Origin of the sequence: Pseudodesulfovibrio profundus (assembly GCF_900217235.1) — a bacterium.
Classification (GTDB): Bacteria; Desulfobacterota; Desulfovibrionia; order Desulfovibrionales; family Desulfovibrionaceae; genus Pseudodesulfovibrio; species Pseudodesulfovibrio profundus.
The window spans coordinates 2,128,466-2,149,532 of record NZ_LT907975.1 but is presented as its reverse complement, the minus strand read 5'-3'; the positions used below and the strand labels follow the sequence as shown (position 1 = coordinate 2,149,532).

Annotated in this window: 19 protein-coding genes and 1 tRNA gene; 10 read left to right on the top strand and 10 right to left on the bottom strand. The window is 50.3% G+C overall.

Annotated features, from left to right (window positions below):
- Positions 1–39 precede the first annotated feature (39 nt).
- Together DPRO_RS10185 and DPRO_RS10180 are read left to right on the top strand one after the other, a co-directional pair.
- Positions 40–924, top strand: a complete 885-nt coding sequence (locus tag DPRO_RS10185) for a universal stress protein (protein ID WP_097011940.1) — start codon at positions 40–42, stop codon at positions 922–924.
- 277 nt (positions 925–1,201) lie between these two features.
- Positions 1,202–2,902, top strand: coding sequence for a Na+/H+ antiporter NhaC family protein (locus tag DPRO_RS10180; RefSeq protein ID WP_097011939.1), 1,701 nt, complete (start codon positions 1,202–1,204; stop codon positions 2,900–2,902).
- Positions 2,903–3,113: 211 nt separating this feature from the next.
- Here DPRO_RS10180 and DPRO_RS10175 read toward each other — a convergent pair whose 3' ends face one another.
- Entirely contained in the window at positions 3,114–3,581 is a 468-nt protein-coding gene (locus tag DPRO_RS10175) for a hypothetical protein (RefSeq protein ID WP_097011938.1), read from the bottom strand.
- Positions 3,582–3,775: 194 nt separating this feature from the next.
- Between DPRO_RS10175 and DPRO_RS10170 the strand changes: the two genes are divergently transcribed.
- A complete protein-coding gene (locus DPRO_RS10170) occupies positions 3,776–4,207 on the top strand; it encodes an MOSC domain-containing protein (protein ID WP_097011937.1) in 432 nt (143 codons plus the stop codon).
- A gap of 1 nt (position 4,208) precedes the next feature.
- On the opposite strand, the gene DPRO_RS10165 is transcribed toward DPRO_RS10170, so the two are convergent.
- From DPRO_RS10165 to DPRO_RS10155, 3 genes are all read right to left on the bottom strand, one after another.
- Positions 4,209–6,341 carry a Tex family protein gene (locus tag DPRO_RS10165; protein ID WP_097011936.1) on the bottom strand — a complete coding sequence of 711 codons (2,133 nt, stop codon included), beginning with the start codon at positions 6,339–6,341 and terminating at the stop codon, positions 4,209–4,211.
- 133 nt (positions 6,342–6,474) lie between these two features.
- A complete protein-coding gene (locus tag DPRO_RS10160; protein ID WP_097011935.1) occupies positions 6,475–7,650 on the bottom strand; it encodes a PQQ-dependent sugar dehydrogenase in 1,176 nt (391 codons plus the stop codon).
- A 174-nt stretch (positions 7,651–7,824) separates the two neighbouring features.
- Positions 7,825–8,256: a DsrE family protein gene (locus DPRO_RS10155; protein ID WP_097011934.1), complete on the bottom strand. Its 432-nt coding sequence runs from the start codon at positions 8,254–8,256 to the stop codon at positions 7,825–7,827.
- Between the two features lie 286 nt (positions 8,257–8,542).
- On the opposite strand from DPRO_RS10155, the gene DPRO_RS10150 reads away from it, so the two are divergent.
- Entirely contained in the window at positions 8,543–9,466 is a 924-nt protein-coding gene (locus tag DPRO_RS10150) for a class I SAM-dependent methyltransferase (RefSeq protein WP_157917442.1), read from the top strand.
- A gap of 194 nt (positions 9,467–9,660) precedes the next feature.
- Positions 9,661–10,823, top strand: a protein-coding gene (locus DPRO_RS10145; protein ID WP_097010279.1) for an IS3 family transposase whose coding sequence is annotated in 2 segments (ribosomal slippage) — positions 9,661–9,933 and positions 9,936–10,823 — 1,161 coding nt in all. Because the reading frame shifts where the segments join, the coding sequence is not laid out codon by codon here.
- A gap of 173 nt (positions 10,824–10,996) precedes the next feature.
- Here DPRO_RS10145 and DPRO_RS10140 read toward each other — a convergent pair.
- Positions 10,997–12,763, bottom strand: a complete 1,767-nt coding sequence (locus DPRO_RS10140; RefSeq protein WP_157917441.1) for a hypothetical protein — start codon at positions 12,761–12,763, stop codon at positions 10,997–10,999.
- Between the two features lie 146 nt (positions 12,764–12,909).
- Between DPRO_RS10140 and DPRO_RS10135 the strand changes: the two genes are divergently transcribed.
- Complete coding sequence (locus tag DPRO_RS10135; RefSeq protein WP_097011931.1) at positions 12,910–14,466, top strand: FAD-dependent oxidoreductase; 1,557 nt, start codon at positions 12,910–12,912, stop codon at positions 14,464–14,466.
- Positions 14,467–14,538: 72 nt separating this feature from the next.
- On the top strand, positions 14,539–14,850 hold the full coding sequence (locus tag DPRO_RS10130) for a hypothetical protein (RefSeq protein ID WP_097011930.1): 312 nt from the start codon (positions 14,539–14,541) through the stop codon (positions 14,848–14,850).
- A 111-nt stretch (positions 14,851–14,961) separates the two neighbouring features.
- Here DPRO_RS10130 and DPRO_RS20020 read toward each other — a convergent pair.
- Positions 14,962–15,035, bottom strand: a tRNA-Phe gene (locus tag DPRO_RS20020).
- Positions 15,036–15,184: 149 nt separating this feature from the next.
- Here DPRO_RS20020 and DPRO_RS10125 point away from each other — a divergent pair.
- From DPRO_RS10125 to DPRO_RS10115, 3 genes are read left to right on the top strand one after another with little or no spacing between them, the layout of a single operon-like run.
- The gene (locus tag DPRO_RS10125) at positions 15,185–16,450 is read left to right on the top strand and encodes a tyrosine-type recombinase/integrase (protein WP_097011929.1); all 1,266 of its coding nucleotides are present in this window, start codon (positions 15,185–15,187) and stop codon (positions 16,448–16,450) included.
- A gap of 55 nt (positions 16,451–16,505) precedes the next feature.
- Positions 16,506–16,802: a cytotoxic translational repressor of toxin-antitoxin stability system gene (locus tag DPRO_RS10120; RefSeq protein WP_097011928.1), complete on the top strand. Its 297-nt coding sequence runs from the start codon at positions 16,506–16,508 to the stop codon at positions 16,800–16,802.
- The gene (locus DPRO_RS10115; protein WP_097011927.1) at positions 16,759–17,133 is read left to right on the top strand and encodes a helix-turn-helix domain-containing protein; all 375 of its coding nucleotides are present in this window, start codon (positions 16,759–16,761) and stop codon (positions 17,131–17,133) included. The genes DPRO_RS10120 and DPRO_RS10115 overlap by 44 nt, the downstream gene beginning before the upstream one ends.
- A 45-nt stretch (positions 17,134–17,178) precedes the next feature.
- Here DPRO_RS10115 and DPRO_RS10110 read toward each other — a convergent pair whose 3' ends face one another.
- From DPRO_RS10110 to ltrA, 4 genes are all read right to left on the bottom strand, one after another.
- Positions 17,179–17,367, bottom strand: coding sequence for a hypothetical protein (locus DPRO_RS10110; protein ID WP_097011926.1), 189 nt, complete (start codon positions 17,365–17,367; stop codon positions 17,179–17,181).
- Positions 17,368–17,382: 15 nt separating this feature from the next.
- The gene (locus tag DPRO_RS10105) at positions 17,383–17,718 is read right to left on the bottom strand and encodes a hypothetical protein (protein WP_097011925.1); all 336 of its coding nucleotides are present in this window, start codon (positions 17,716–17,718) and stop codon (positions 17,383–17,385) included.
- A 23-nt stretch (positions 17,719–17,741) separates the two neighbouring features.
- On the bottom strand, positions 17,742–19,067 hold the full coding sequence (locus tag DPRO_RS10100) for a cobaltochelatase CobT-related protein (protein ID WP_097011924.1): 1,326 nt from the start codon (positions 19,065–19,067) through the stop codon (positions 17,742–17,744).
- A gap of 384 nt (positions 19,068–19,451) precedes the next feature.
- Complete coding sequence (gene ltrA / locus DPRO_RS10095; protein WP_232005548.1) at positions 19,452–20,663, bottom strand: group II intron reverse transcriptase/maturase; 1,212 nt, start codon at positions 20,661–20,663, stop codon at positions 19,452–19,454.
- Positions 20,664–21,067 lie beyond the last annotated feature (404 nt).

Sequence of the window (21,067 nt, the reverse complement as noted above, 5' to 3'; positions counted from 1 at the left end):
ACGATTTGGCGTACCATTCGCCTATTCCAAGGAGTATCCATGCAGAAAGAACTATTGCTTGCCATCAGTGATGACCGCGCCGCCTCATACAACTTGCGCTTCCTCAAGGAAGTGTTCAATGATTTCTGTGATCTCAAATTGACCCTTTTTTATGTGACCCCCAAAAAGGCCAGCTGGGATATCGACAAAGATCAGTTTGTCCCGCGTGGACAGGGTTTTGATGAATTCCAAAAGCATCGCAACACTCAGGGCAAACGCGCGCTCGACGATGCAGCCAAGTGGATCAAGGACGTCATGGGATGCTCCGGCGACAATGTTCGCATCAAGGCCGTCCAGTCCCAACGCGGCACCGTACTCGAGATGGTGAACGAGGCACACAAGGGAATGTACGACGCCCTGCTGCTCGGCAGAAAAGGCTTTTCATGGTTTGAGCACTTCTTCGAAAACTCCGTCAGCCATGAACTGCTCTGGAGTGATATTAATTTTCCGGTATGGATCTGCAAGCGGCCCCCGGAAAACCCACGCCAGGACGTTCTGCTCTGCATGGACGGTTCCAAGGCATCACTGCGGATGATCGACCATGCCGCCTACATGCTTGCCAACGAACCAAGCCATACATTCACCCTCTTTCACGTGGCGCAGAAGGGGTATTCTTCCGGCAGGTCCGGACGCATATTCGATGAAGGACTGGCCATCCTCGATGAGCACAATGTGGACGAGGAGCGCATTGAGTTGAAGATGGCGACCTCCAGGAATGTGGTCAAAACCATCATCAAGGAAGCGCTAGAAGGAAACTACTGTGCGGTGGGTGTCGGTAAGCACGGCGAGAACGAAGGGAGCAACATGCGTGGTCTCTTCCCCAGTTCCGTCGCAATAAACCTCATGCGCCAACTGGAGCACACCGCACTGTGGGTCAGTCGTTAATGCCACGCAAAACAGAATGAACGTTACGTCAACCACGTAACAGCATAGCATACCAGAACAAAAAAACCGCATTTCCGCGGTTTTTTTGTGCCCAATTCAACATTTATTCCTCAAAAACATCCTTTTTTACACAAAAGTTCTGCCAAAATACGCCTGGGTCGACAATTTGTGGGATATTGATTATCCCTTTGCACCTGTCTGGCCGTCGGTCATGCGGCGATCAGACTATCCCCCGCTTGGTTGGAGCTATCTTTATTATCTTTTACAAGGATTTATCATGAAAAAGCATATTGTATTCACTTTAACCTGCCTCATGGCCCTGGCCTTCACGGTCGCACCGGCGCTGGCAGCGGACTCGTCCAAGGGAGCTGGCAACGCTGAAATATTCGGCCTCCTGACCCTGATTCCGCCGCTACTTGCCATCATCCTCGCTTTTATCAGCAAAAACGTTGTTCTCTCACTATTCGCCGGTGTTTTCTCCGGCTGCTTCATGTTGGACCTGAAAGGATTCGACGTTTACTCTGCCGTTATCGACGGCTTTCTGCGCCTTTCCAGCGAAATCCTCTACTCCCTGGCCGATACATGGAACGCCGGTATCGTGCTGCAGGTTCTCGCCATCGGTGGCCTGATCGCCCTTGTCTCCAAAATGGGTGGAGCGCAAGCCATTGCTGAAGCACTGTCAAAATGGGCCAGAACCCCGCGTTCTTCACAGTTTGCCACCTGGGTCATGGGCCTGTTCATCTTCTTCGACGACTATGCCAACTCCCTGACAGTTGGCCCCATCATGCGCCCTGTCACCGACAAAATGCGCATCTCCCGTGAGAAACTCGCATTCATCATTGATGCAACGGCAGCTCCCATCGCCGGTATCGCGCTCATCTCCACATGGGTAGCGTACGAGGTCGGTCTCATCCGCGACGGGTATCAGGCCATCGGCGTGGAAGCCAACGCATACGGCATTTTCGTCGAGACCATCCCCTACCGCTTCTACAATATCTTCATTCTCGCTTTCATCATCTTCACCATCTGGATGATGCGCGAGTTCGGTCCCATGCGCAAAGCCGAACTGCGTGCCCGCAGGGAAGGCAAAGTCCTGGCCGACAACGCAACCCCCATGGCAGCAGAGGAAAGCTCTTCACTCAAGCCCGCGGATCACGTTGTACCCTCTGTCTGGTCGGCCATTCTGCCCATCGGCACGCTCATCGTGACCGCATTTCTCGGCTTCTACTTCAACGGTTACAATGCCATCGACGATCCGGCACTGCTGGCAACCATTGATGCCTCCCCATTGAGCTTCACTGCCATGCGTGAATGCTTCGGTGCGTCGGATGCATCCGTGGTCCTGTTCCAGGCAGCACTCATCGCGGCCCTTGTCGCCATCATCATGGCCGTGGTCAAAAAGGTGATGCCCGTCAAGGACGCCATCGAAACCTTTGTCACCGGCGTCAAATCCATGAACATCACCGCAGTCATCCTGCTGTTGGCATGGTCCCTGTCCGGTGTCATGAAAGAACTCGGCACAGCAATCTATCTGGTCAGCGTGCTCTCTGATGCACTGCCGCCGTTCCTGCTGCCCACGATCATCTTCATACTCGGTTCCATCATCTCCTTTGCGACGGGTACGTCCTACGGCACCATGGGTATCCTGATGCCGCTGGCTATCCCGCTCTCCTTCGCCCTCAACCCGGACCCCAACTTCGTGGTCCTCAACGTGGGCTCCGTCCTGACCGGCGCCATCTTCGGTGATCACTGCTCGCCCATCTCGGATACGACCATCCTGTCGTCCATGGGGTCGGCCTGTGACCACATCGATCACGTTCGGACGCAGCTGTTCTATGCCGTCACCGTGGCACTGGTTGCCATTTTCGCCGGATACATCCCGGCCGGACTCGGCATGCCCATCTACTTGACGCTGCCCGCAGGGTTCATCATCACGGCACTGATCGTCCGCTTCGTCGGCCAGCCTGTTGACGCCTAGACTCAGCACAAACAGAAACATCAGCCCCGGTCAGGTTACCCCTGACCGGGGCTTTTTTATTATCGATCACTAATAGGTAGCTGACCACGGTTACGCGGGGTTACTTGCCGTCCCCCCTACGACAAACGACTTCTCCACGCCGCTACCAAACCCCACAAAAAAACGCCTCCGATCGAAACCGGAGGCGTTGCTTTTCCATAAGTAGAATGAATTAATCATCCGCAGGGCGAACCTTGGCCTGCCCCTTGGAGTAGGTCAATCGATACGGCTCCTCTCGGATAACCGTTTCCAACAAACGATTCATGTGCGTGTAGCTGGTGATGGCGCCACCGTTTGAGGTGATGGTCACAAAGACCTTATGACCGCGTTTGGGTTTGAAATAGACCATGTCCTCGGACCGGGTCTGCCAGCGCTGCTCATACACGGTGCAGCCGCCAACGAATTGTTTCGGCGTGTAGGGTGTGATGGAGTAGATTTTCTTGAATGTCACATGCATGAACGACCCGTTTTTACCGCCGCTCATCCGCCGCACATTCGTCACCTCGGCAATCGCCTTGATCTCCGACTCTTCAGCCATCATTGACAGATAGTCCTGCTCTTGTGCGATCGCCGTTGTCGGCGCATACACAGCCGAAAGCACAAGCAGACAAGTCACATATAGTATTATTCGTAATTTCATATGGTTATATATCCCTAACGGGCTGTTATTCATGAAGCGAAAGCACAGTATACCACCCTCAACCGTTTCGCAACTGACACACTACTCTTGTGCGAAACCGTCCTCAAATATCATCCACTTGCCATGATCGGGAAAAATCCTTACTAGTTTAGTCAGATTTAACAAATCAAGCTCCGTGGAGTTTGGAGGTACCAATGGGAACCGTACAAGCAGTCAATATAAGCGACAAAAAAGGCGAGAAGAAACACGAAGTGGAAGAAATTCTTCTTGTTGAAGATTTTGGTGTGCAGGACGATGCCCATGGCGGCAGTGAACGTCAGGTCAGCCTGCTTGCCTTCGAGCGTATCGAGGACATGAAAAAAGACCTTGCAACGCTCAAGGTGGGCGATTTTGCCGAGAACATCACCACCACCGGCATAGCCGCATCCCAGCTCAAGCCCGGAATGCGAGTGGCCATTGGCAACTCCCTGCTGGAAATCACGCAGATCGGCAAGACCTGCCATCACGGCTGCTCCATCCGCAAGGAAGTCGGGTACTGCATCATGCCCAAGGAAGGCGTCTTCGGAAAAGTCCTGCAGGGCGGCAAAGTCCGCAAGGGCGACCGAATCGCCGTGCTCAATTCGTAGCTCAGGCATCGCTTTTCATACTCAGATTGATACGCCCTCGCTGTAGGTCGAGACCGATAACCGACACTTCGACTTCTCGTCCGGCAGCCACGACTTCAGCGGGGTCGCGTATGTATCTGTCCGCCAACTGGCTGATGTGGACCAAGCCGTCCCGATGAACGCCTATATCAACGAATGCGCCAAATTTGGTGACATTGGTGACAATGCCGGGGAGTCGCATCCCTTCGCGCAGGTCCTTGATATCGTTGATACCCTCGGCAAATGAGAACGGTGAAAATTCCTCACGCGGATCACGCCCGGGCTTTGCCAGTTCAGCCATGATGTCACGCAGGGTCGGCAATCCGACCTCCTCGGTGACATACTCCTCAATGCGAATTCGATCACGGGCCTCGGCGCTATTGACCAGATCGGCCACGGAACAACCGGCGTCCTTGGCCATTTGCCGGACCAGCCCATACCGCTCCGGGTGGACGGCACTGGCGTCCAGCACTTCCTTACCCTGTACGCGCAAGAATCCGGCTGCCTGCTCATACGCTTTGGGACCGAGCCGCTTCACCTTGAGCAGCTCCCGTCTGGAGCCGAATGGACCATTGGCATCCCGGTGCGCGACAATATTTTCTGCCAGCACAGGACCAAGGCCCGATACATGGGAGAGCAGTTCGGAGCTGGCCGTATTCAGATCAACACCAACGCCGTTGACGCAGCTTTCGACCACATCATCCAGGCTCTTCTTGAGTGCGGCCTGATCCACGTCATGCTGATACTGCCCCACGCCAATGGACTTGGGGTCAATCTTGACCAGTTCTGCCAGCGGGTCCATCAAACGACGCCCGATGGAGACTGAGCCGCGCACGGTCAGATCGTGATCGGGAAATTCCTTGCGAGCCACTTCCGAGGCCGAGTAGATGGACGCCCCGGACTCGTTGACGAGCACGGCAGGAATACCGAGTTGCAGCGACCCGACAAACGCTTCGGTCTCGCGCCCAGCAGTACCATTGCCGATGGCTATGGCCTCGATGTCGTAACGCTCGCAAAGGGAGCGAAGCTTCAAGGCCGCCTCAGCCTGCTGTTTATCCGATCCCACCGGAAAGATGGTCGTGTATTCCTTCAGCGCCCCTTGTGCGTCGAGCACTGTCAGTTTGGCGCCAGTCCGAAATCCCGGGTCCAGAGCAAGGACCCGCTTCTGACCAAGCGGTGCGGCAAGCAGCAGTTCACGGAGGTTGGCAGCAAAAACCTTGATAGCCTCGTCATCGGCCCGCTTTTTCACTTCCGCCCGAACTTCGTTTTCCAGCGAAGGCCCCAGCAACCGCTTGTAGCAGTCCTCAAGGGCAATTGAGACCTGCTGCCCATCCTTCTTGTTGTTTCGGACAACAGAACGTGTGAGCAGACCAACAGCCTCGGATTCCGGCGGCCGAAGGGAAAGTTTGAGCACCTTCTCCTTTTCTCCACGGAACATGGCAAGGGCGCGGTGACTGGGGATACGGACCAACGGCTCATCCCACTCGAACCAGTCCCGATAGGTACTCCCTTCCTCTTCCTTGCCTTTGGCTACTTTCGAGGTGAAACGGCCCCGCTTGACGAATAAAGCGCGCATGGCGGAACGAGCCTTGGGATTCTCGCTGATCCTCTCGGCGATGATATCCCGTGCTCCGGCAAGGGCGGCAGCCACATCCGGCACTTCTTTGTCAGGAGCGACAAAAGCTTTGGCTTCAGCTTTCGGATCAACGCCTTTCTGGGCCATCAAAATATTGGCAAGAGGCTCCAGCCCCCGCTCCCGGGCCATGGTGCCGCGTGTCCGACGTTTGGGACGATGTGGCAGATAGATATCTTCCAGTCGGGCCTTGTCCCCGGCCGCTTCCAGCGCCTTCTTCAATTCCGGGGTCAGCAGATCGCGTTCCTGCAGGGAGCCGAGAATGGCCTCGCGGCGCTTGTCCAGCTCGCTCAACTCGGTCAACCGGTCGCGAATGGCGGCAACAGCGACCTCATCCAGTGAGCCAGTCGCCTCTTTGCGGTAGCGGGAAATGAATGGAACCGTGGCACCATCATCAAGCAGTGCGGCAACCGCATCCACCTGACGGGGCTTTACGTTCAGCTCGGACGATATGGTCTGAATATGGAGTGTGTTCGACGTCATTACGGTGTTGTATCCCTCTCCCGAATCCAGTCAAGATGAAGTAACATTTTGCACTCTTCCCATAATGCCAAGCGCCTGCCCCGTGCATTGGCAACACGAAGCAGGCGCAGCAGATATCGAGTGAGTTTATGTATCAGGGATTGGGGTCGGTTTCTTCGGAAGGTTCAAGACGGATCAGCTTGCCATCGGATTCGTCGGTCAGCAGGTAGATGAATCCATCCGGTCCCTGCTGGACGTCGCGAACACGCTGGCCCACCCGGATTATTTCCTCGCCCAGCACACGCCCGGACTGATCCAGAACAACCCGGCGAATACTCTGGTCCTTGAGACCACCGGCAAAGAGATCACCACGCCACTTCGGGAACTTGTCCCCAGTATAGAGCAGCAATCCTGACGGCGCGATGCCAGATAACCACACCAGTTCAGGATCGGTCATTCCCGGCAGGGTCGTATGCTCGGAGATGTCTCGCGCCCCGAGGTATTCCTTGCTGAATGTCGCCTTGGGCCAGCCGTAGTTATTACCGCCCGTGATACGGTTCAATTCATCACCACCCAATGCGCCATGCTCGGAAGCCCACACCGTATTGCGGATCGGGTCCACGGCAAGGCCCTGAATGTTGCGATGGCCCATGGAATAAATCTCGGGAAGGATATCCGATTGTCCACCAAATGAACCGCCAGCCACTGGCATTCCAGCGTCGGTGAGTCGAAGAATCTTGCCGAGGTGACTTTGCCCGTCCTGCGCCAGAGTTCGGCTCAGCACATCGCCTATACGAACCGGCGGATTACCGCCGTCGCCCACCGACATGAGCAGTGTTCTGTCCTCAAGCCAGATCATGCGCGATCCGAAGTGCTGCCCCCCTGACTTTGCCTGAGACACACGAAACAGCTCCTCAAGCTTGGAGAACTTCTTACCATCGAAATACGCTCTCGCCAGGGTGGTACGGTTCGAGTGGCGCGTGCCGGTGGCAAGGGTGAAATAGACCAGTCCGTTCTCGGCAAAATTCGGATGCAGGGATATATCCAACAACCCACCCTGCCCTACTACGACCACTGCAGGGCCGCCCGGGACCTTGTAGGTACGCGTCGTGCCATCCTCATTGAGATGGCGTACCCGACCCGGCCGCTCGGTGACCAGCATGGAGCCGTCAGGCAACCACGCCACCCCCCAGGGATGGGACAACCCATCAGCAATCACCTTCTTGTGAAATCCCCTGGCGGACGGGACTGACTCCGGCGACATGAACGGCTCAGCCCACGCGACCTGACTCAGCAACAAGCAAAGAAACACAGTGGCAACATATCGCATATCAACTCCTTTAGAGCATGGATTATTACCTATAAGGTATGGCTGAAAGAAGTGCGTGTGGCAAGTATTGGTGAAGGTAAAGACAAGGAGGAATGTTGCCCCTCAAAACAAAAAGCCCTATATCATGGTACATTAACCACAACACAAGGCTTATCTGGTTTGGAAATGGTTCTGCTAGTAAGACAACACGAGAGTATCGGCAGTGGTCGCAGCTTCAAGCCCCATTCCTGGCGATGCTGAAACACCTGCCAGAAGATCACCATTGGACATGCCGCCGACATTCTTCATACACATCGGACACCCAATGACCACCCCGCCATCATCCATAAACGCCTGCAGCATTTCAGCGATGGATTGGCCAGTCGGATAGATTGGTGAAGGCTTTGTCTTGTCTATCAGCGCCACACCATACACATTGAAAAACAAGGTGGCCTCAACCCCCTTCTTTTTCATTATGCTATGGGTAAAATTAATAGCCATGGCAGCCTTGTTCACATCAGCGGTCGTCACGTTAGTAAATACCTTGGAATATCCGGCAGGCCCGGCATTCGCCGTAGCAACACCTAAAACAAAAACAAGAAGGGCAAAGCACAACAGTCTTTTCATAATTCCTCCAGTTTTTAGATATTAGGTTTTTGTATGCATGAAAGTATGATCAAAGACAAGCAGGATGGTAGTTCTTATAACTCAGCTCACCGAGGAAGACTCAGAGCCAGCCGACAAGAAGTGAGAAAGGCATTAGCCGATGGCAGACAACTTGAATTTACATTGCTTTTATGGTTTGTACGAAAGTCTGGTCATTTAGTATGAAACCACAAGCCAACCATTCATTGAACCCTTTGCAAGCATGACCAACTACTTGCAAAGGCCAGGGTATCCGAGAGGGCAAACAATGAACAACGAACAAATTGCCGACTACATCGCCAAGGGGATGCAGAGAAATGATGTATTTTCTTTGATTCCTGAACGAGCAAATCGAATTCTCGACATCGGCTATGGTGACGGCACATTGCTCCTTCGTTTAAAGCACCAAAAAAACTGTTCAGAACTCTATGGCATAGAGACAAATCCTGGCTATTTCAAACGCATGGAAGGACTCTTTGACGGCAATTGGAACATGCATTTGGGCGAAGGCGACAACCATCTTCCAGACGAATTTCACAACTACTTCAATCACATAATAATGCACGACGTCCTGGAGCATATATATGATCCATGGATGTTTCTGTCATATATTCGCCGCTATTTGTCAGACGCAGGCCGCCTCGTGCTGGTTTGTCCCAATGCGCAATACTGGCAGACAATATTCTCCCTGCTGCACGGCGACTTCCCCTACGGACTGGATGGGCATTACAATGAAGATCACATTCGGTGGTTCACCCCCAAATCAATGATCGAAATGGCGATGCTGGCAGGGCTGAACGTAAAAGAGTGCCACCTGCTACTGACATCGAAGATCAACCAACAACTGGCCGATTTCATCAACAATAACCATAAAGGGAAAGTACTTCCCATGCCGCCGGAAGGAATAGATCACCATCAATACATCAACTATTTCCCACCATTGGTTGATGACCTGTCCCAAAACGCAAAGGTGGACGTTCTCTTTGGCAACGGCGGCACCAATATGAATTTATCATTCTATGCAGTGAAAATACTATTGGTCTGCTCCGTCGCACACATGGAAGAAGAGCTTACAGAACTGACAGTAGGGGGAATGAAGAAAAGAAGAGCCCTCTTTATGGAAAAACATAAAGACACCTATCAACGACTCCTGCCGGATGAATGGAAATCCTACATCTGGCACCCAGGCTAAGCCCGTCGGCCTGTTACGGGTGATAATGTATGCAGCAAGCACATCTCTTCATTCATCAATGAGCTCGCTGCATCCCACTTTTGTTTTCAATGTCTCGACAAAACCGCTAATCCACTCAAGTAATGTACAGAAGTGGCCTCGGAAAACTGGACCACTCGATAAGGTGGACATAAACTGCCCGAAGGAGGCAATTCATGTCCAAGACGAGAAAACGTTTCAGCGCGGAATTCAAAGCCCGAGTCGCCCTGGATGCCCTGTCCGGGGAACACACCCTGTCGGAACTCGCCAGCAAGTACGGCGTACACCCCAATCAGGTTTCCCAGTGGAAGAAGCAGGCCAAGGAAGGGATCGTGGCGTCCTTTTCAGGCAAGGCCGTCGGCCGTCAGGATAACGGGGCCCAGATCAAGGAGCTTCACGCCAAGATTGGCCAGCTCACGGTGGAGAAGGATTTTTTGCAACAAGCCTTCGCCAAAATTTGAGCTGTGAGCGAAGGCGAGAGGTGGTCGACAAGACTCACCCCGAGCTCAGTATCCGGCGGCAATGCCGAATTCTCAAGCTGTACCGATCGACGTACTACTACGAACCGATCGGCGAATCTCCGGCCAACCTGGCCCTTATGCGCCGAATCGATGAGTTGTTTATGGAGCTGCCGTTTTTCGGTTCCAGACAGATGCGTAATACCCTACGAGACGAAGGGCAAAGGGTCGGTCGTGAACGGGTACGACGTCTGATGCGTAAAATGGGCCTGATGGCGATTTACCAAAAGCCAAAGACAAGCCATCCGCATCCGCAACATAAGACGTATCCGTATTTGCTGCGGCACAAGGCGATTACGAAGCCCAATCAGGTTTGGTGTGCCGACATCACGTATATCCCCATGACACGCGGCTTCTTATACCTTGTGGCGGTCATGGACTGGCACAGTCGGGCCGTCCTGTCGTGGAGGCTCTCAAACACGATGGATGCTGATTTCTGCGTGTCTGCCTTGGAAGAAGCCCTGAATCGTTATGGGGTGCCGGAAATCTTCAACACCGACCAGGGATCACAGTTCACCAGCTACGAGTTCACACGGACGCTCAGAGAGGCTGGAATTCGTATCTCCATGGACGGTCGAGGCCGATGGATGGATAATGTGATGATCGAGCGTCTGTGGCGTTCGTTGAAATATGAATGTGCTTACCTGCGTGAGATGGGAACCGGAAGCGAACTGCGGCAAGCCTTGGCTTGGTGGTTCGATTTCTACAACAATCGACGTCCGCATTTTGCTTTTGACGGCAAGAAGCCGATGGAGATATATCAGAACCGTTCCAGGCCAGAGGGGGTACCCCCTCTGGCCTGGAACGAAAGAGCGGCGTAGCTCGTAAACGTGTCCACCTTAAAATCGTCGCTCAGTGGTCCGAAGAACCGAGGCCACTTCTGTACAGAGTGAGGATAAAAAGCCACAAAAGAAAAAGCTCTTGCGTCGCGATTGACGTAAGGGCTTGATCTTCAATGGAGCAATCGATTTTAGAACGTATCGAAGTCCGACATTTAGCGAATTTTTATTAGCGACTTATGAGTCTTTGGTGTGAAGACGTTCGACATGGGATACGCAAATAACGGTACATTTTTGAGATGCGACAAGTAGTTTATAAAGTTATGCAGAGAATTTAACGAGGCGAAGGACGAACAAAGAAGAATTACTGTCTCAAACCGTGATTCCTTGAACGAGTCTTTCCAAGAATAATCAGCACTTGGTTGAAACCACCCATCAAAGTAGTACACAGTACGGAAAGCCTCGTCCTTCAAGGGAGGAGAATCCGATGTCATTATGCTCATGTTGGCAGGAGAGATATCTATAGCCTCAATAAGGTCTTCCAGTATGAGCATTGGGCCGGATCGAATGACAAGCGTATTTTCGTCTGCCAGCTCTCTTAAGAGCACTCTTTCGGAATAGGGAAACAGCTCTTGAAGAAATCGAACACCGTTATGGTGTGGCTCCAGAATACTCTTTTTTAGTCCCCTCACCTCTTGTAACGGTTTTTCCAAACCAAAAGAATATGTAGCAATGTATTCATTGGCCATAGCTACACTTTTTGTTTTACTTATGATGTCTTCAACCACATCAAGGCACTTCTTACTTTCACCACTTTTCCTGTAGACCAAAGAAAGCAGAGATGTAGACAAGGGTGTGTCAGGGAAAAGGTCATGGTGTTTTTCCGCAAGCTCAATGGCTATTCCCTTTTGCTGCGCATAAGGCGAATTGATCAGGATTGCAGCCAACGTCGTTGCTTCGTATGCAACAAATGAATCTGCCCGACATGAAGGGTAAGAGCACCAGTCCATATAGATACCGTAAACTGCATCAAATCGATATTTACTGTCTAGCGTATTGGGATTCAACCTTACCTGCTCACCAGCCACATAGCACTGGATAGACTCATCAAATATCGCATCACTTATGTTGATGTTCAATTTGGATACAAAGGATATGAGTCTGCTTTTTTCTTTCAAATCCGGCACACTTTTTATGGCAGAGTCAAAATCATAATTTGATAAATCTTTTGGTGTCCCTTGAGTAATAGATTCAAACCAGCCTGCTACCACTTCATTTTGCTTATCCATGATTTTAGCCGACCTTTTTGCAGTCGGTAGGGAAGGCTTTATTTCAACAAAGCGGTTTTTGTAATGATTGAAAAGCTCATAATCACATGACTTTTGGGAAAAGTAAGACTTCAAAGGATCCATGCTCTTACACTTTTCCTTGTGATCCGTTTTGTTGTTATGGGGGATGTCTCGAAACTCTTTCCCTAGAAACAGACCCAATTGGTAAACCGACGAACTCATGGACTCTGTAAAACCTATGAATCCATATCCATCCAGGCGGACCATGGCTAAATCAAGAGTTCCACCGAGGTGATTAGTAAAGTTAGCCAATTGGTTATCGTACAAATAATCAATAAATGAACCACCCAGAACGCTCTTGAGATTCTTATTGTAGGAAAAGAAGGAATAGGCGACCTGGAGAGGGTCTCTTAAGAATGTAAAATACTGACTTTCATACTTAGATCCGACCACTTCGTGTATTCCATATACATGGTGACCTCCACAAATGTGTATATCACCTTCGGCCGATTCCAATTCAATTGCGTAGTTTCTGGTTTCTGTAGCGCTGTTTAGATGTCTGTATTGTGGGAAATGCTCCTTCAGTAAAGCATGCAACGACATCCCGGCACATTTTGGAATATGATCAAAAATGAACAGCTGTTTTGGCTTTGCACTGACACCGTCCATATCTTTCGCTTTCAATTTTGACATAAATACCTTTTTATTCTTGGCACATTGGTAGGCGTTAGGGTTCTATATTAGAGGCAAATTATCTATGCTACTTCAACGTTGATGTTCGTATTTAGACGAGTTTGGCGCCCGGATTGCCTTTATTGAGTCTGTGAAAGGAGAAAGCAATGAAACGATATGATGTTGTTATTTATGGAGCTACTGCGGGAGGTGTCATTGCAAGCATCGCAGCAGCCCGTCATTCCTTACGAGTCTTGTTGATTAGCAATAACAATCACTTGGGGGGCATGACAACATCGGGACTTTCTGCCTCGGACTTAAATTTACCAAATTCTATCGGGGGCATAGCAAGGGAATTTTATCATAACATCTTCATGTACTACAAATCAAAAAAGGCATGGAGAAACGAATCTCGGCAAGATTTTTTTGAACGCCTGGGGAACCGTGCATATGGAGGCAAAGACGACCAGCGGAAAATGCAATGGGTTTTTGAACCGCATGTTGCCTGCAAAGTCTTTTTGGAAATGCTTGAAGCAGAACGCGTCGACGTCGCATTTAATGCCCCAATAACTTCATACACTCAAGTTGAAGTGAAAGAAGGCAAAATCAATGCATTGTCGTTCCCTGATGGTCGGAGGTTCGAAGCTGATGTTTTCATTGATACCGACTACGATGGCGATTTGTCTTTTTATTCAGGGATAGAAAGCGTCGGTGGAAGGGAGGCATCCAAGGAGTATGACGAACTGCTTGCAGGTGTTTTTTATTCCGCCATTTATGGTTCGGGTAAGACGTCAATTTCGCCCTATATAAATACACAGCCCTGCCCTGGCCTAAGCACCCATTGCCCCCCGCCGGGAACAGCCAGCCCGAAGATTCAGGCTTATGGGTTCAGGCTGACTCTCTCCAAAGAAAAGGGGGAGAAAGTACCCTTCACTAAACCAGAAGACTATGAACCCAAGCTATACGAACACCTGTTACGAAAGATTCAAGCTTGTTCACATCATGCTATTGATGATGTTTTGTGCTTCAACTCTTTACCCAACAAAAAAGTCGACTTGAATGGTCTCGACTTTGTCGGAGGCAACCATCTTTGGGTGCATCAGTCCTTTTACGAAAGAGAGGTCTCCAAGGCAGAGCATGAAAGTTACACGAAAGGCCTGTTGTACTTTCTGTCGGAGGACGAAAGACTTCCACTATCCATGCGAAATGGTATGAAGCAATGGGGGTACGCAAAAGACGAGTTCATTGACAACGACAACTTCCCTCCTTGCTTGTACATTCGGGCATCACGAAGGATGTTAGGTGACTATATTCTGACGGAGAAAAATATATTTGGATTAAATAAAGTCAATGACCCTGTAGCCGTCGGGTCATACTCAATTGACTCTCATGTGGTAGATCGCGTCATCAGCAGCCGGGGGGAGGTCATTGATGAGGGAGCAATATACATTAAGGTACCGCCATACGACATATCATACAGGTCAATGTTGCCCCCAGTCGATTCCGTGAGCAACCTTATTGTCGCAGTCGCACTCTCCGCATCATATATCGCTTATTCTTCTCTACGAATGGAGCCAACATTCATGACTATCGGGCATGCAGCAGGTACAGCAGCAGCCCTTTGTGTATCATGTAACAAAAACACTCATGAACTAGACTACACAACATTAAAAAACACCCTTCTGAAGGAAGGACAGGTTATTTCCATTGATGGTATGTCATAGTATGCTTGACTGATTTTGATATATCAAAAATACACTCAGAACATTTTTAGATTAATGCTTTAAGGTAAATGTATGATTTCTACTTTTTTTCTTTCTATCCACGAATTACCCAAAAATGAAAGAATCCTTATCTATGGAGCTAGCGAATCTGGACTATCCGCATTAAATACAATCAAAAGAGAAAGAAAAGATATTGATGTGCTCTTCTTTTTAGACACATACAAAGAAGGTACTTTCTCAGGGCTTGCTGTGCATAAGCCCAATCACATATTCACACATGATATTCACTATGATCGTATCCTTGTTGCGTCTGTCTACTGGTATGAAATAGTCCATGGACTAAAAAAGAACGTGCCCATGAGCATGATTTCGGTGTTGCCATAGAAAGGTTCGGGGAAAACCGGAGTCTGTTTTCAGTAGGAGACAATGTGGGGACAAAACACCACAAAAGAAAAAGCCCTTGCGTCGCGATTGACGTAAGGGCTTGATCTTCAATGGTGCTCAGGGACGGAATTGAACCGCCGACACGGGGATTTTCAGTCGATTATTAATGATTTCCCGATTTATCCCAAGTTGTCCCGAATCGCATTATTTGCTCTTATCCACTTGACTAAAAACAATTTTTTGCTAGTTTTCATTTCACAGGGCGACACGAGTCATCCCGTCCTGCCTTGGCCTATTCTAGTACTAGGCTAGTACAACCTTGGAGGTCGTGTTGATGAGCATGAAATGGAAACCACTCAAAAATGCCGATGGAAAAGGTGGCGTCAGATACCGGGAGCACTCCACGCGCAGGCATGGAGCCGTACCGGACAAATATTACTCGCTGCAATACTGGTGGCAGGGCAAGACCATCAACGAAGGTCTTGGCTGGGCTTCGGATGGCTGGACTCCTGGTAAGTGCTTCGACGAGCTCAAAAGGCTCAAGAAGAACCAAAGTCAAGGTCTTGGACCATGTACAATGAACGAAGTCCGAGAGCTGCACCTGCATGAGAAGGAACAACAACGCATCGCTTTGGAGGCTGAAAACGCCCGTCGGATTTCCATGCCTCAATTCTTTGAAGACTACTTTCTTCCTGAAGCCACTGTTCGCTGGAAATCCACCACCACGGACAAAGCAGTCAGCCACATGAAGTGTTGGATCAAACCCGTGGTTGGAGACACTCCTATTTGCGACCTTGAATTGGCACATGTGCAGCGCATCAAGATGAATATGCTCAACGCCAAGCGCGCTCCTCGCACCGTCCAATATGCCATGCGCAATTTCACCATGATCTGGAACGCGGCCAAGGACCACGGCCTCACGGACAAGGAGTGTCCAACCAAGGCCAGCTCGTTCCGGCTTCCAAAGGTGGACAACGAACGCATGCGCACTCTGACACTAGATGAGGAGAAGGATTTACTGGATGCAGTCCAGAAACGGAGTGAACAGGCGTACCACATGACCCTCGTGGCAATTGATACGGGTATGCGGTTTGGCGAAATAGCGTCTCTCAGGTGGGGAAACGTTGACCTGGCAGGTGGCATCATTCTGGTGGTGAACACCAAGACAGGAAGAGACCGCTCTGTCCCAATGACGCAACGGCTGAAGAGCCTTTTTTTTACCTTTGATGCTGGCAAGCCCAACAAACTCGTCTTCCCAAACGTCAAAGGTGAACGTCATCTACAAATACCGAGCTTATTCAAGCGGGCTGTAGTTGATGCCAAGCTCAATGAGGACGTGGACGATCCCAAGATGAAGTTCAGCTTTCACAGCCTGAGGCATACCGCAGGAACTCGCTACTATCGCGCCAACAAGGATCTGTATTTAACCCAGCGATTCCTAGGCCACTCCACTCCGGTCATGACGACCCGGTACGCCAAGGTTGCCGATGAAGATCTGCGCAGAGGTATTGAGGCCATGGAGTCGGCTCACCAGAGGAAGGAACACGACGAGGCCTATGCTCCAGAAAGCCCGGACAACTCGTCGATTTGTTATCAATAGATTTGCTTGGTAGTAAGCGTTGACAATATACCAACCAATGGTACAAGGTGAAGACATGGACTGGACGGTAAAGTTCACCGGCAAAGCGAAAAAGCAAAAAGAAAAGCTACCGGAACGGTTCCAGGACGCGCTTGATTTTTTGGTCGCTGACATTGAACAAAGCGGCCCTGTTGTCCCGACCTGGCCCAACTATGGAAAACTGAAAGGAAAACCTGACTACTACCACTGTCACCTTAACAAGGGAAAGCCTCGATATGTGGCGGTGTGGAAGTTGACGGACAAATCCATACAACTGGTGGAGATTCGATATGTTGGAACTCACGAAAAAGCAGACTACGGGAAGATACGCTGAGATATGCATCCGCGTCCCGATCAAGCAGGCTGGCAAGATCGCAGAAGCCACCAAGAGCTTCCTGCGCCTCGCTGGACATGAGGTACGCGAGATCAACGACGAAGGTGAAGAGCTCTTTTCAGTAGAAGAAGTGTTTCCTAACAGGCATCCAGGAAAGCTGTTGCGAGGAGCTCGCGTGCGAGAAAATCTGACGCAAGCACAGCTTGCAGACAAAACAGGGCTCAAGCCACACCACATCTCTGAGATGGAAAATCGCAAACGACCAATAGGCAAGGACGTCGCCAAACGGCTAGCGGAAGCCTTAAATATGGACTATCGAATCCTGCTGTAACCATTCAAAAAAGAGCCGCTAACATGTGCCAGCGGCTCTCCTTTTTTATGTCCCTCGGACGATCAACCTCCCATCATTATCGGTATCCTCTTCGGTCTCTTCCTCCATTCCGTCCACCTCGCCCTCATCATATTCAATGGGGATCGTTTTCCCATCCTTTTCCAGCGCGTAAACACCAGTAGCAGCCAGGATACCAACGGCCACACCGCTGATAAATGCCCAAAAATCTCGCATAGGTTTCTCCTTAGGTTATGCTTCAAATACGTAGCCGCACCGATTGCAGCGGTATTCACAGATGATATGCCGATCAACGTGCTCGCCGACCTGGTTGCCAACAGCAGCTCCAGTGAAAAAACCAGTAATGGCACCAAGCACTCCACCACCGATGGCTCCAACAGCTGTGCCGACAATTGGAATGACAGAGCCGATGGCAGCGCCAGCAGCAGCTCCAGAAGATGCTCCAGCGTAGCCAGCAGCTGCACCTACGGTTCCACCGACAGCGGTTCCGACTTTCTTACCAGTATTCGACAACACGACATGAACCGAACTTTCACAGTTCGGACAAATTGGGACCTCTATATCCATGTTTTCCTCGTGATTATGGTTGGTTATTTGATCAACGCACTACGAAGCATTCCAAACATGGCGGGAGCCAATTCGGATAACTCGTTGATAGTACGACTATGATTAGGAAGGATTTTTGTGATGGCTTCAGACATGATGCCCAGGCCGTAGATCTCGACGCCAAAGCGCCTACCTTCCTCAATGGCATCAAGTGCCACTTTCAAGGAATCGGGATCTCCATCCGTTAGGATAAGGACAACCTTTCTGGATTCGGAGAGCGGCACTACCTGCTGTAAAGTCCACCAAAGAGCCTCGCCAAGCGGGGTGCAGCCGGTGGCACTTACGGCGAAGTTGGTGTGTATCCGTTCTCCATGACCCATGACGGGACAAACCGTAGGACAATAATCATTCCGATTGCCTCCGTCTGTTGGTGTACCAGCGGGGAATGCCGTCACTCCCACGTTGATTCCGTCGATAGCATCCAAAGCAGCAGCTACAGCATAGCAGACCTGCGTCGTCAGCTTTATTCGCCGTCGCATGGAGCCAGAGCAATCCAGCAAGATGTGCACGGCGGTATTGATCCCGACACGTTGACCATCCCGTTTGAAGACTCGAGCATCTGCCACCGATAATCGATGCAATTGCCGTGCATCCAATCGGCCATGACGACCAACCTTGCTTCGTGTAAACACCGACGACTGAAGCAGCCCTTGAAGCTGCGTTCGCAAGGCATTTGATGCTCTTTTTATAGCAGCAACATCTTCAGCATCGATAGGTTTCGTCGCCTTCATGCCGACTCGTGCCACCCGCAACGACTCATTCAAATCAGGCGGCGTTTCCCTATTTAAGCTGTCGGCCAATCTGTCGCCAAGATCGAACGGCAGTTCATTTCCATCGACATTCAGCAGGTTTTCCAGCATCCGCCTTGAGACCTCTGAAGGGAATCCATCAGGCTTACCGTTTTTCGTCGATCTTTCTGTCTTCGAGTCCCCATTTTGCGGGGGTTTTGGAGCCGCTTTGTCCTTAAGGATGGAAACGACCTCTCTTGCGTACAAAATGCAATCCTGGGTTGAATCGCAGTACATACGGACCTTTTTCAGAACATGGTTCAATCGTGCGACCAAACCGGGATAATGGGCTTCGACGAATGCGCCTACCTGGTCACGCTGGTCATTCAATGCAGGTACATCCCAAGCACGGACTGACAACAGCAGCCAATTGAGGACGGCCATTGCCGGATCAGTTCTCTGCTCGCTGTCATTGCCGAACAGATGTTGAATAAGCCAGTTGAAGTTCTGCCTACATCCAGGGAACAGCCGAGCTAACCGATGCTCAACGCGCCAATCTTCAAAGGTGTTCCAGACGTGCATCTCCAGCGGAGTCAGATTCGCCAGACGCAACCAATCGAACCGAGTTTCGCGTATATGCGCGGCTTATATGGATAGGTAATCCTTTGAAGTTATCTCCAGATTTTCCCCCCATTCACACCGTGCATGCGGCTTTCACCGCACACGGCGTTCCATCGATTCATGTTTTCTGTGTCACACATGACATGTAATACAAAGATAGTGTTTAGAGGATTTGCGAGAGATTTAGCTTCTCCCGCAATCTGTTCACTTTCGCAATCATAGGCTTTTCCAATGCCAACAAACGAAGGTAATCAGCAAGAGTCTCCGCTGCCGAGGCGTGAATCAGTCTATGCACATCATCGCTTACGATAACGAGATTTGCGTAGTCATCACTCCCGCCAAGACTCAACTCCTGAGAGACAGCCTGTTTTTGCGAATCGAGAGACTGAGAAAGGCGATTTCTGAGAAGTCCATACTGCACATGGTCGCGCAGCTGTAATAGCTATGCACTCCAATGACATAGGAATTGTAATCGTGAACGAAAACAGGCCCGTCATCTTCTTGCGAGTGCTGTAGCCCCTTCACATATTGACGCACTCTGTCGACAATTCGTTGCTTGGCCTTGTCGGCTAATCGCGATTTGGCGACATAACGCGTTTTTTTAACGCCTTTTACGCTCCTACTTCCTTTGGGTCTGACTTTGAACTTGATACCAAGAAAATCAGAATAACTTTTTCTGAGATTCGTTATCCTTGATTTTGCAGGGCTTATCTCTAAACCCAGCCGCTCAGAAAGCCACAACTGCACTGCTGAAAACACCCTGCGGGCGTGGTTATGGTTACGGCAGAAGAGCTTAAAGTCGTCAGCATAGCGAACTATGTTAACCTCTTTTAACTCAGTCTTTTTCAAGGCTTCGTACATATGCCCCATACTTCCGTCCCGCTTATCAGGCTGGTACGGATATCGGGTTTTGTGCCTTTCCCATTGGCTGGCAATCCACCAGTCCAATTCATTCAAGACCACATTGGCAAGGAGGGGAGACAATATCCCGCCCTGCGGTGTTCCCTTGTGAGGAATGCCAATGCCTTCTATTTCTGCCTTGAGCATTTTCGATATCACCTTCAAGAGGGATTTATCTCTGATGCCCAACGTCCATAACTGTTTCAGCAATTTTCCGTGATCGATATTGTCAAAGAATCCCTTGATATCAATGTCGACTACGTAATGCAGGTGAGCTACCTGTGTGAGGAAGTGCGCTCTGGCAACGGCATGGTGTGCCGATCGTAATGGCCGGAATCCATAGCTGTGCTTAAAGAACTTCGCTTCACATATCGGTTCCAGAATTTGTAGAATGCATTGCTGCACCATCCTGTCTCCAATAGTCGGAATACCCAAGGGACGCTTTCGTCCATCAGGCTTTGGTATCTCTACTCGTCTTATACTTTGGGGAAAGTAGTTGCTCAGTTTCTTACGAATACAATGCACGAGTTCCTTGGGGTGCATCGAAGCCAACGATTGAATCGTGCGCCCGTCTGTGCCCTTGGTATGACTCCCCTTGTTGCTCTTGATGTTGCGGTATGCGAGCAGGATGTTTTCTTCTTGCTGAATTGAATCCATCAAGTGACGAAAACACCTGCCGTTACAGCTTTCCGCGTACAAATCATCAAGAGTTCTCTGGAAGTCATAATACTCATGATTCCGCAACCTTTGCCTCTTTAACACTTCTTTCCTTTACTCAGAGTCGGCTTCCTCCTGTGTGGATTTCGCCTCTTTTAGTCATACTCGAACCTCTGAACTGTCATGAGTTTTACATACTTACATTAACCGACTAGAGGCTATTGCTCCTCTGCCATTACAGCAGAATCAACGCTTGTGCCTCCACTCTCACCCGGATAAAATGCCCTTAATACCGAAGTTTTATACGGCATACCGCTTCGCAGTGTGTTATCACTCCACGCCCCGAGCTTTCCTTGTTCCAATAACCTTATCTGTGCATGAGACCTTAGGCGCTTCCTATAAGC

Excerpts from the sequence above, each read along its gene's own strand:
- DPRO_RS10185 (WP_097011940.1), top strand. The coding sequence starts at position 40 with ATGCAGAAAGAACTATTGCTTGCCATCAGTGATGACCGCGCCGCCTCA.
- DPRO_RS10180 (WP_097011939.1), top strand. The coding sequence starts at position 1,202 with ATGAAAAAGCATATTGTATTCACTTTAACCTGCCTCATGGCCCTGGCC.
- DPRO_RS10175 (WP_097011938.1), bottom strand. The coding sequence starts at position 3,581 with ATGAAATTACGAATAATACTATATGTGACTTGTCTGCTTGTGCTTTCG.
- DPRO_RS10170 (WP_097011937.1), top strand. The coding sequence starts at position 3,776 with ATGGGAACCGTACAAGCAGTCAATATAAGCGACAAAAAAGGCGAGAAG.
- DPRO_RS10165 (WP_097011936.1), bottom strand. The coding sequence starts at position 6,341 with ATGACGTCGAACACACTCCATATTCAGACCATATCGTCCGAGCTGAAC.
- DPRO_RS10160 (WP_097011935.1), bottom strand. The coding sequence starts at position 7,650 with ATGCGATATGTTGCCACTGTGTTTCTTTGCTTGTTGCTGAGTCAGGTC.
- DPRO_RS10155 (WP_097011934.1), bottom strand. The coding sequence starts at position 8,256 with ATGAAAAGACTGTTGTGCTTTGCCCTTCTTGTTTTTGTTTTAGGTGTT.
- DPRO_RS10150 (WP_157917442.1), top strand. The coding sequence starts at position 8,543 with ATGAACAACGAACAAATTGCCGACTACATCGCCAAGGGGATGCAGAGA.
- DPRO_RS10140 (WP_157917441.1), bottom strand. The coding sequence starts at position 12,763 with ATGTCAAAATTGAAAGCGAAAGATATGGACGGTGTCAGTGCAAAGCCA.
- DPRO_RS10135 (WP_097011931.1), top strand. The coding sequence starts at position 12,910 with ATGAAACGATATGATGTTGTTATTTATGGAGCTACTGCGGGAGGTGTC.
- DPRO_RS10130 (WP_097011930.1), top strand. The coding sequence starts at position 14,539 with ATGATTTCTACTTTTTTTCTTTCTATCCACGAATTACCCAAAAATGAA.
- DPRO_RS10125 (WP_097011929.1), top strand. The coding sequence starts at position 15,185 with ATGAGCATGAAATGGAAACCACTCAAAAATGCCGATGGAAAAGGTGGC.
- DPRO_RS10120 (WP_097011928.1), top strand. The coding sequence starts at position 16,506 with ATGGACTGGACGGTAAAGTTCACCGGCAAAGCGAAAAAGCAAAAAGAA.
- DPRO_RS10115 (WP_097011927.1), top strand. The coding sequence starts at position 16,759 with ATGTTGGAACTCACGAAAAAGCAGACTACGGGAAGATACGCTGAGATA.
- DPRO_RS10110 (WP_097011926.1), bottom strand. The coding sequence starts at position 17,367 with ATGCGAGATTTTTGGGCATTTATCAGCGGTGTGGCCGTTGGTATCCTG.
- DPRO_RS10105 (WP_097011925.1), bottom strand. The coding sequence starts at position 17,718 with ATGGATATAGAGGTCCCAATTTGTCCGAACTGTGAAAGTTCGGTTCAT.
- DPRO_RS10100 (WP_097011924.1), bottom strand. The coding sequence starts at position 19,067 with ATGCACGTCTGGAACACCTTTGAAGATTGGCGCGTTGAGCATCGGTTA.
- ltrA (WP_232005548.1), bottom strand. The coding sequence starts at position 20,663 with ATGGATTCAATTCAGCAAGAAGAAAACATCCTGCTCGCATACCGCAAC.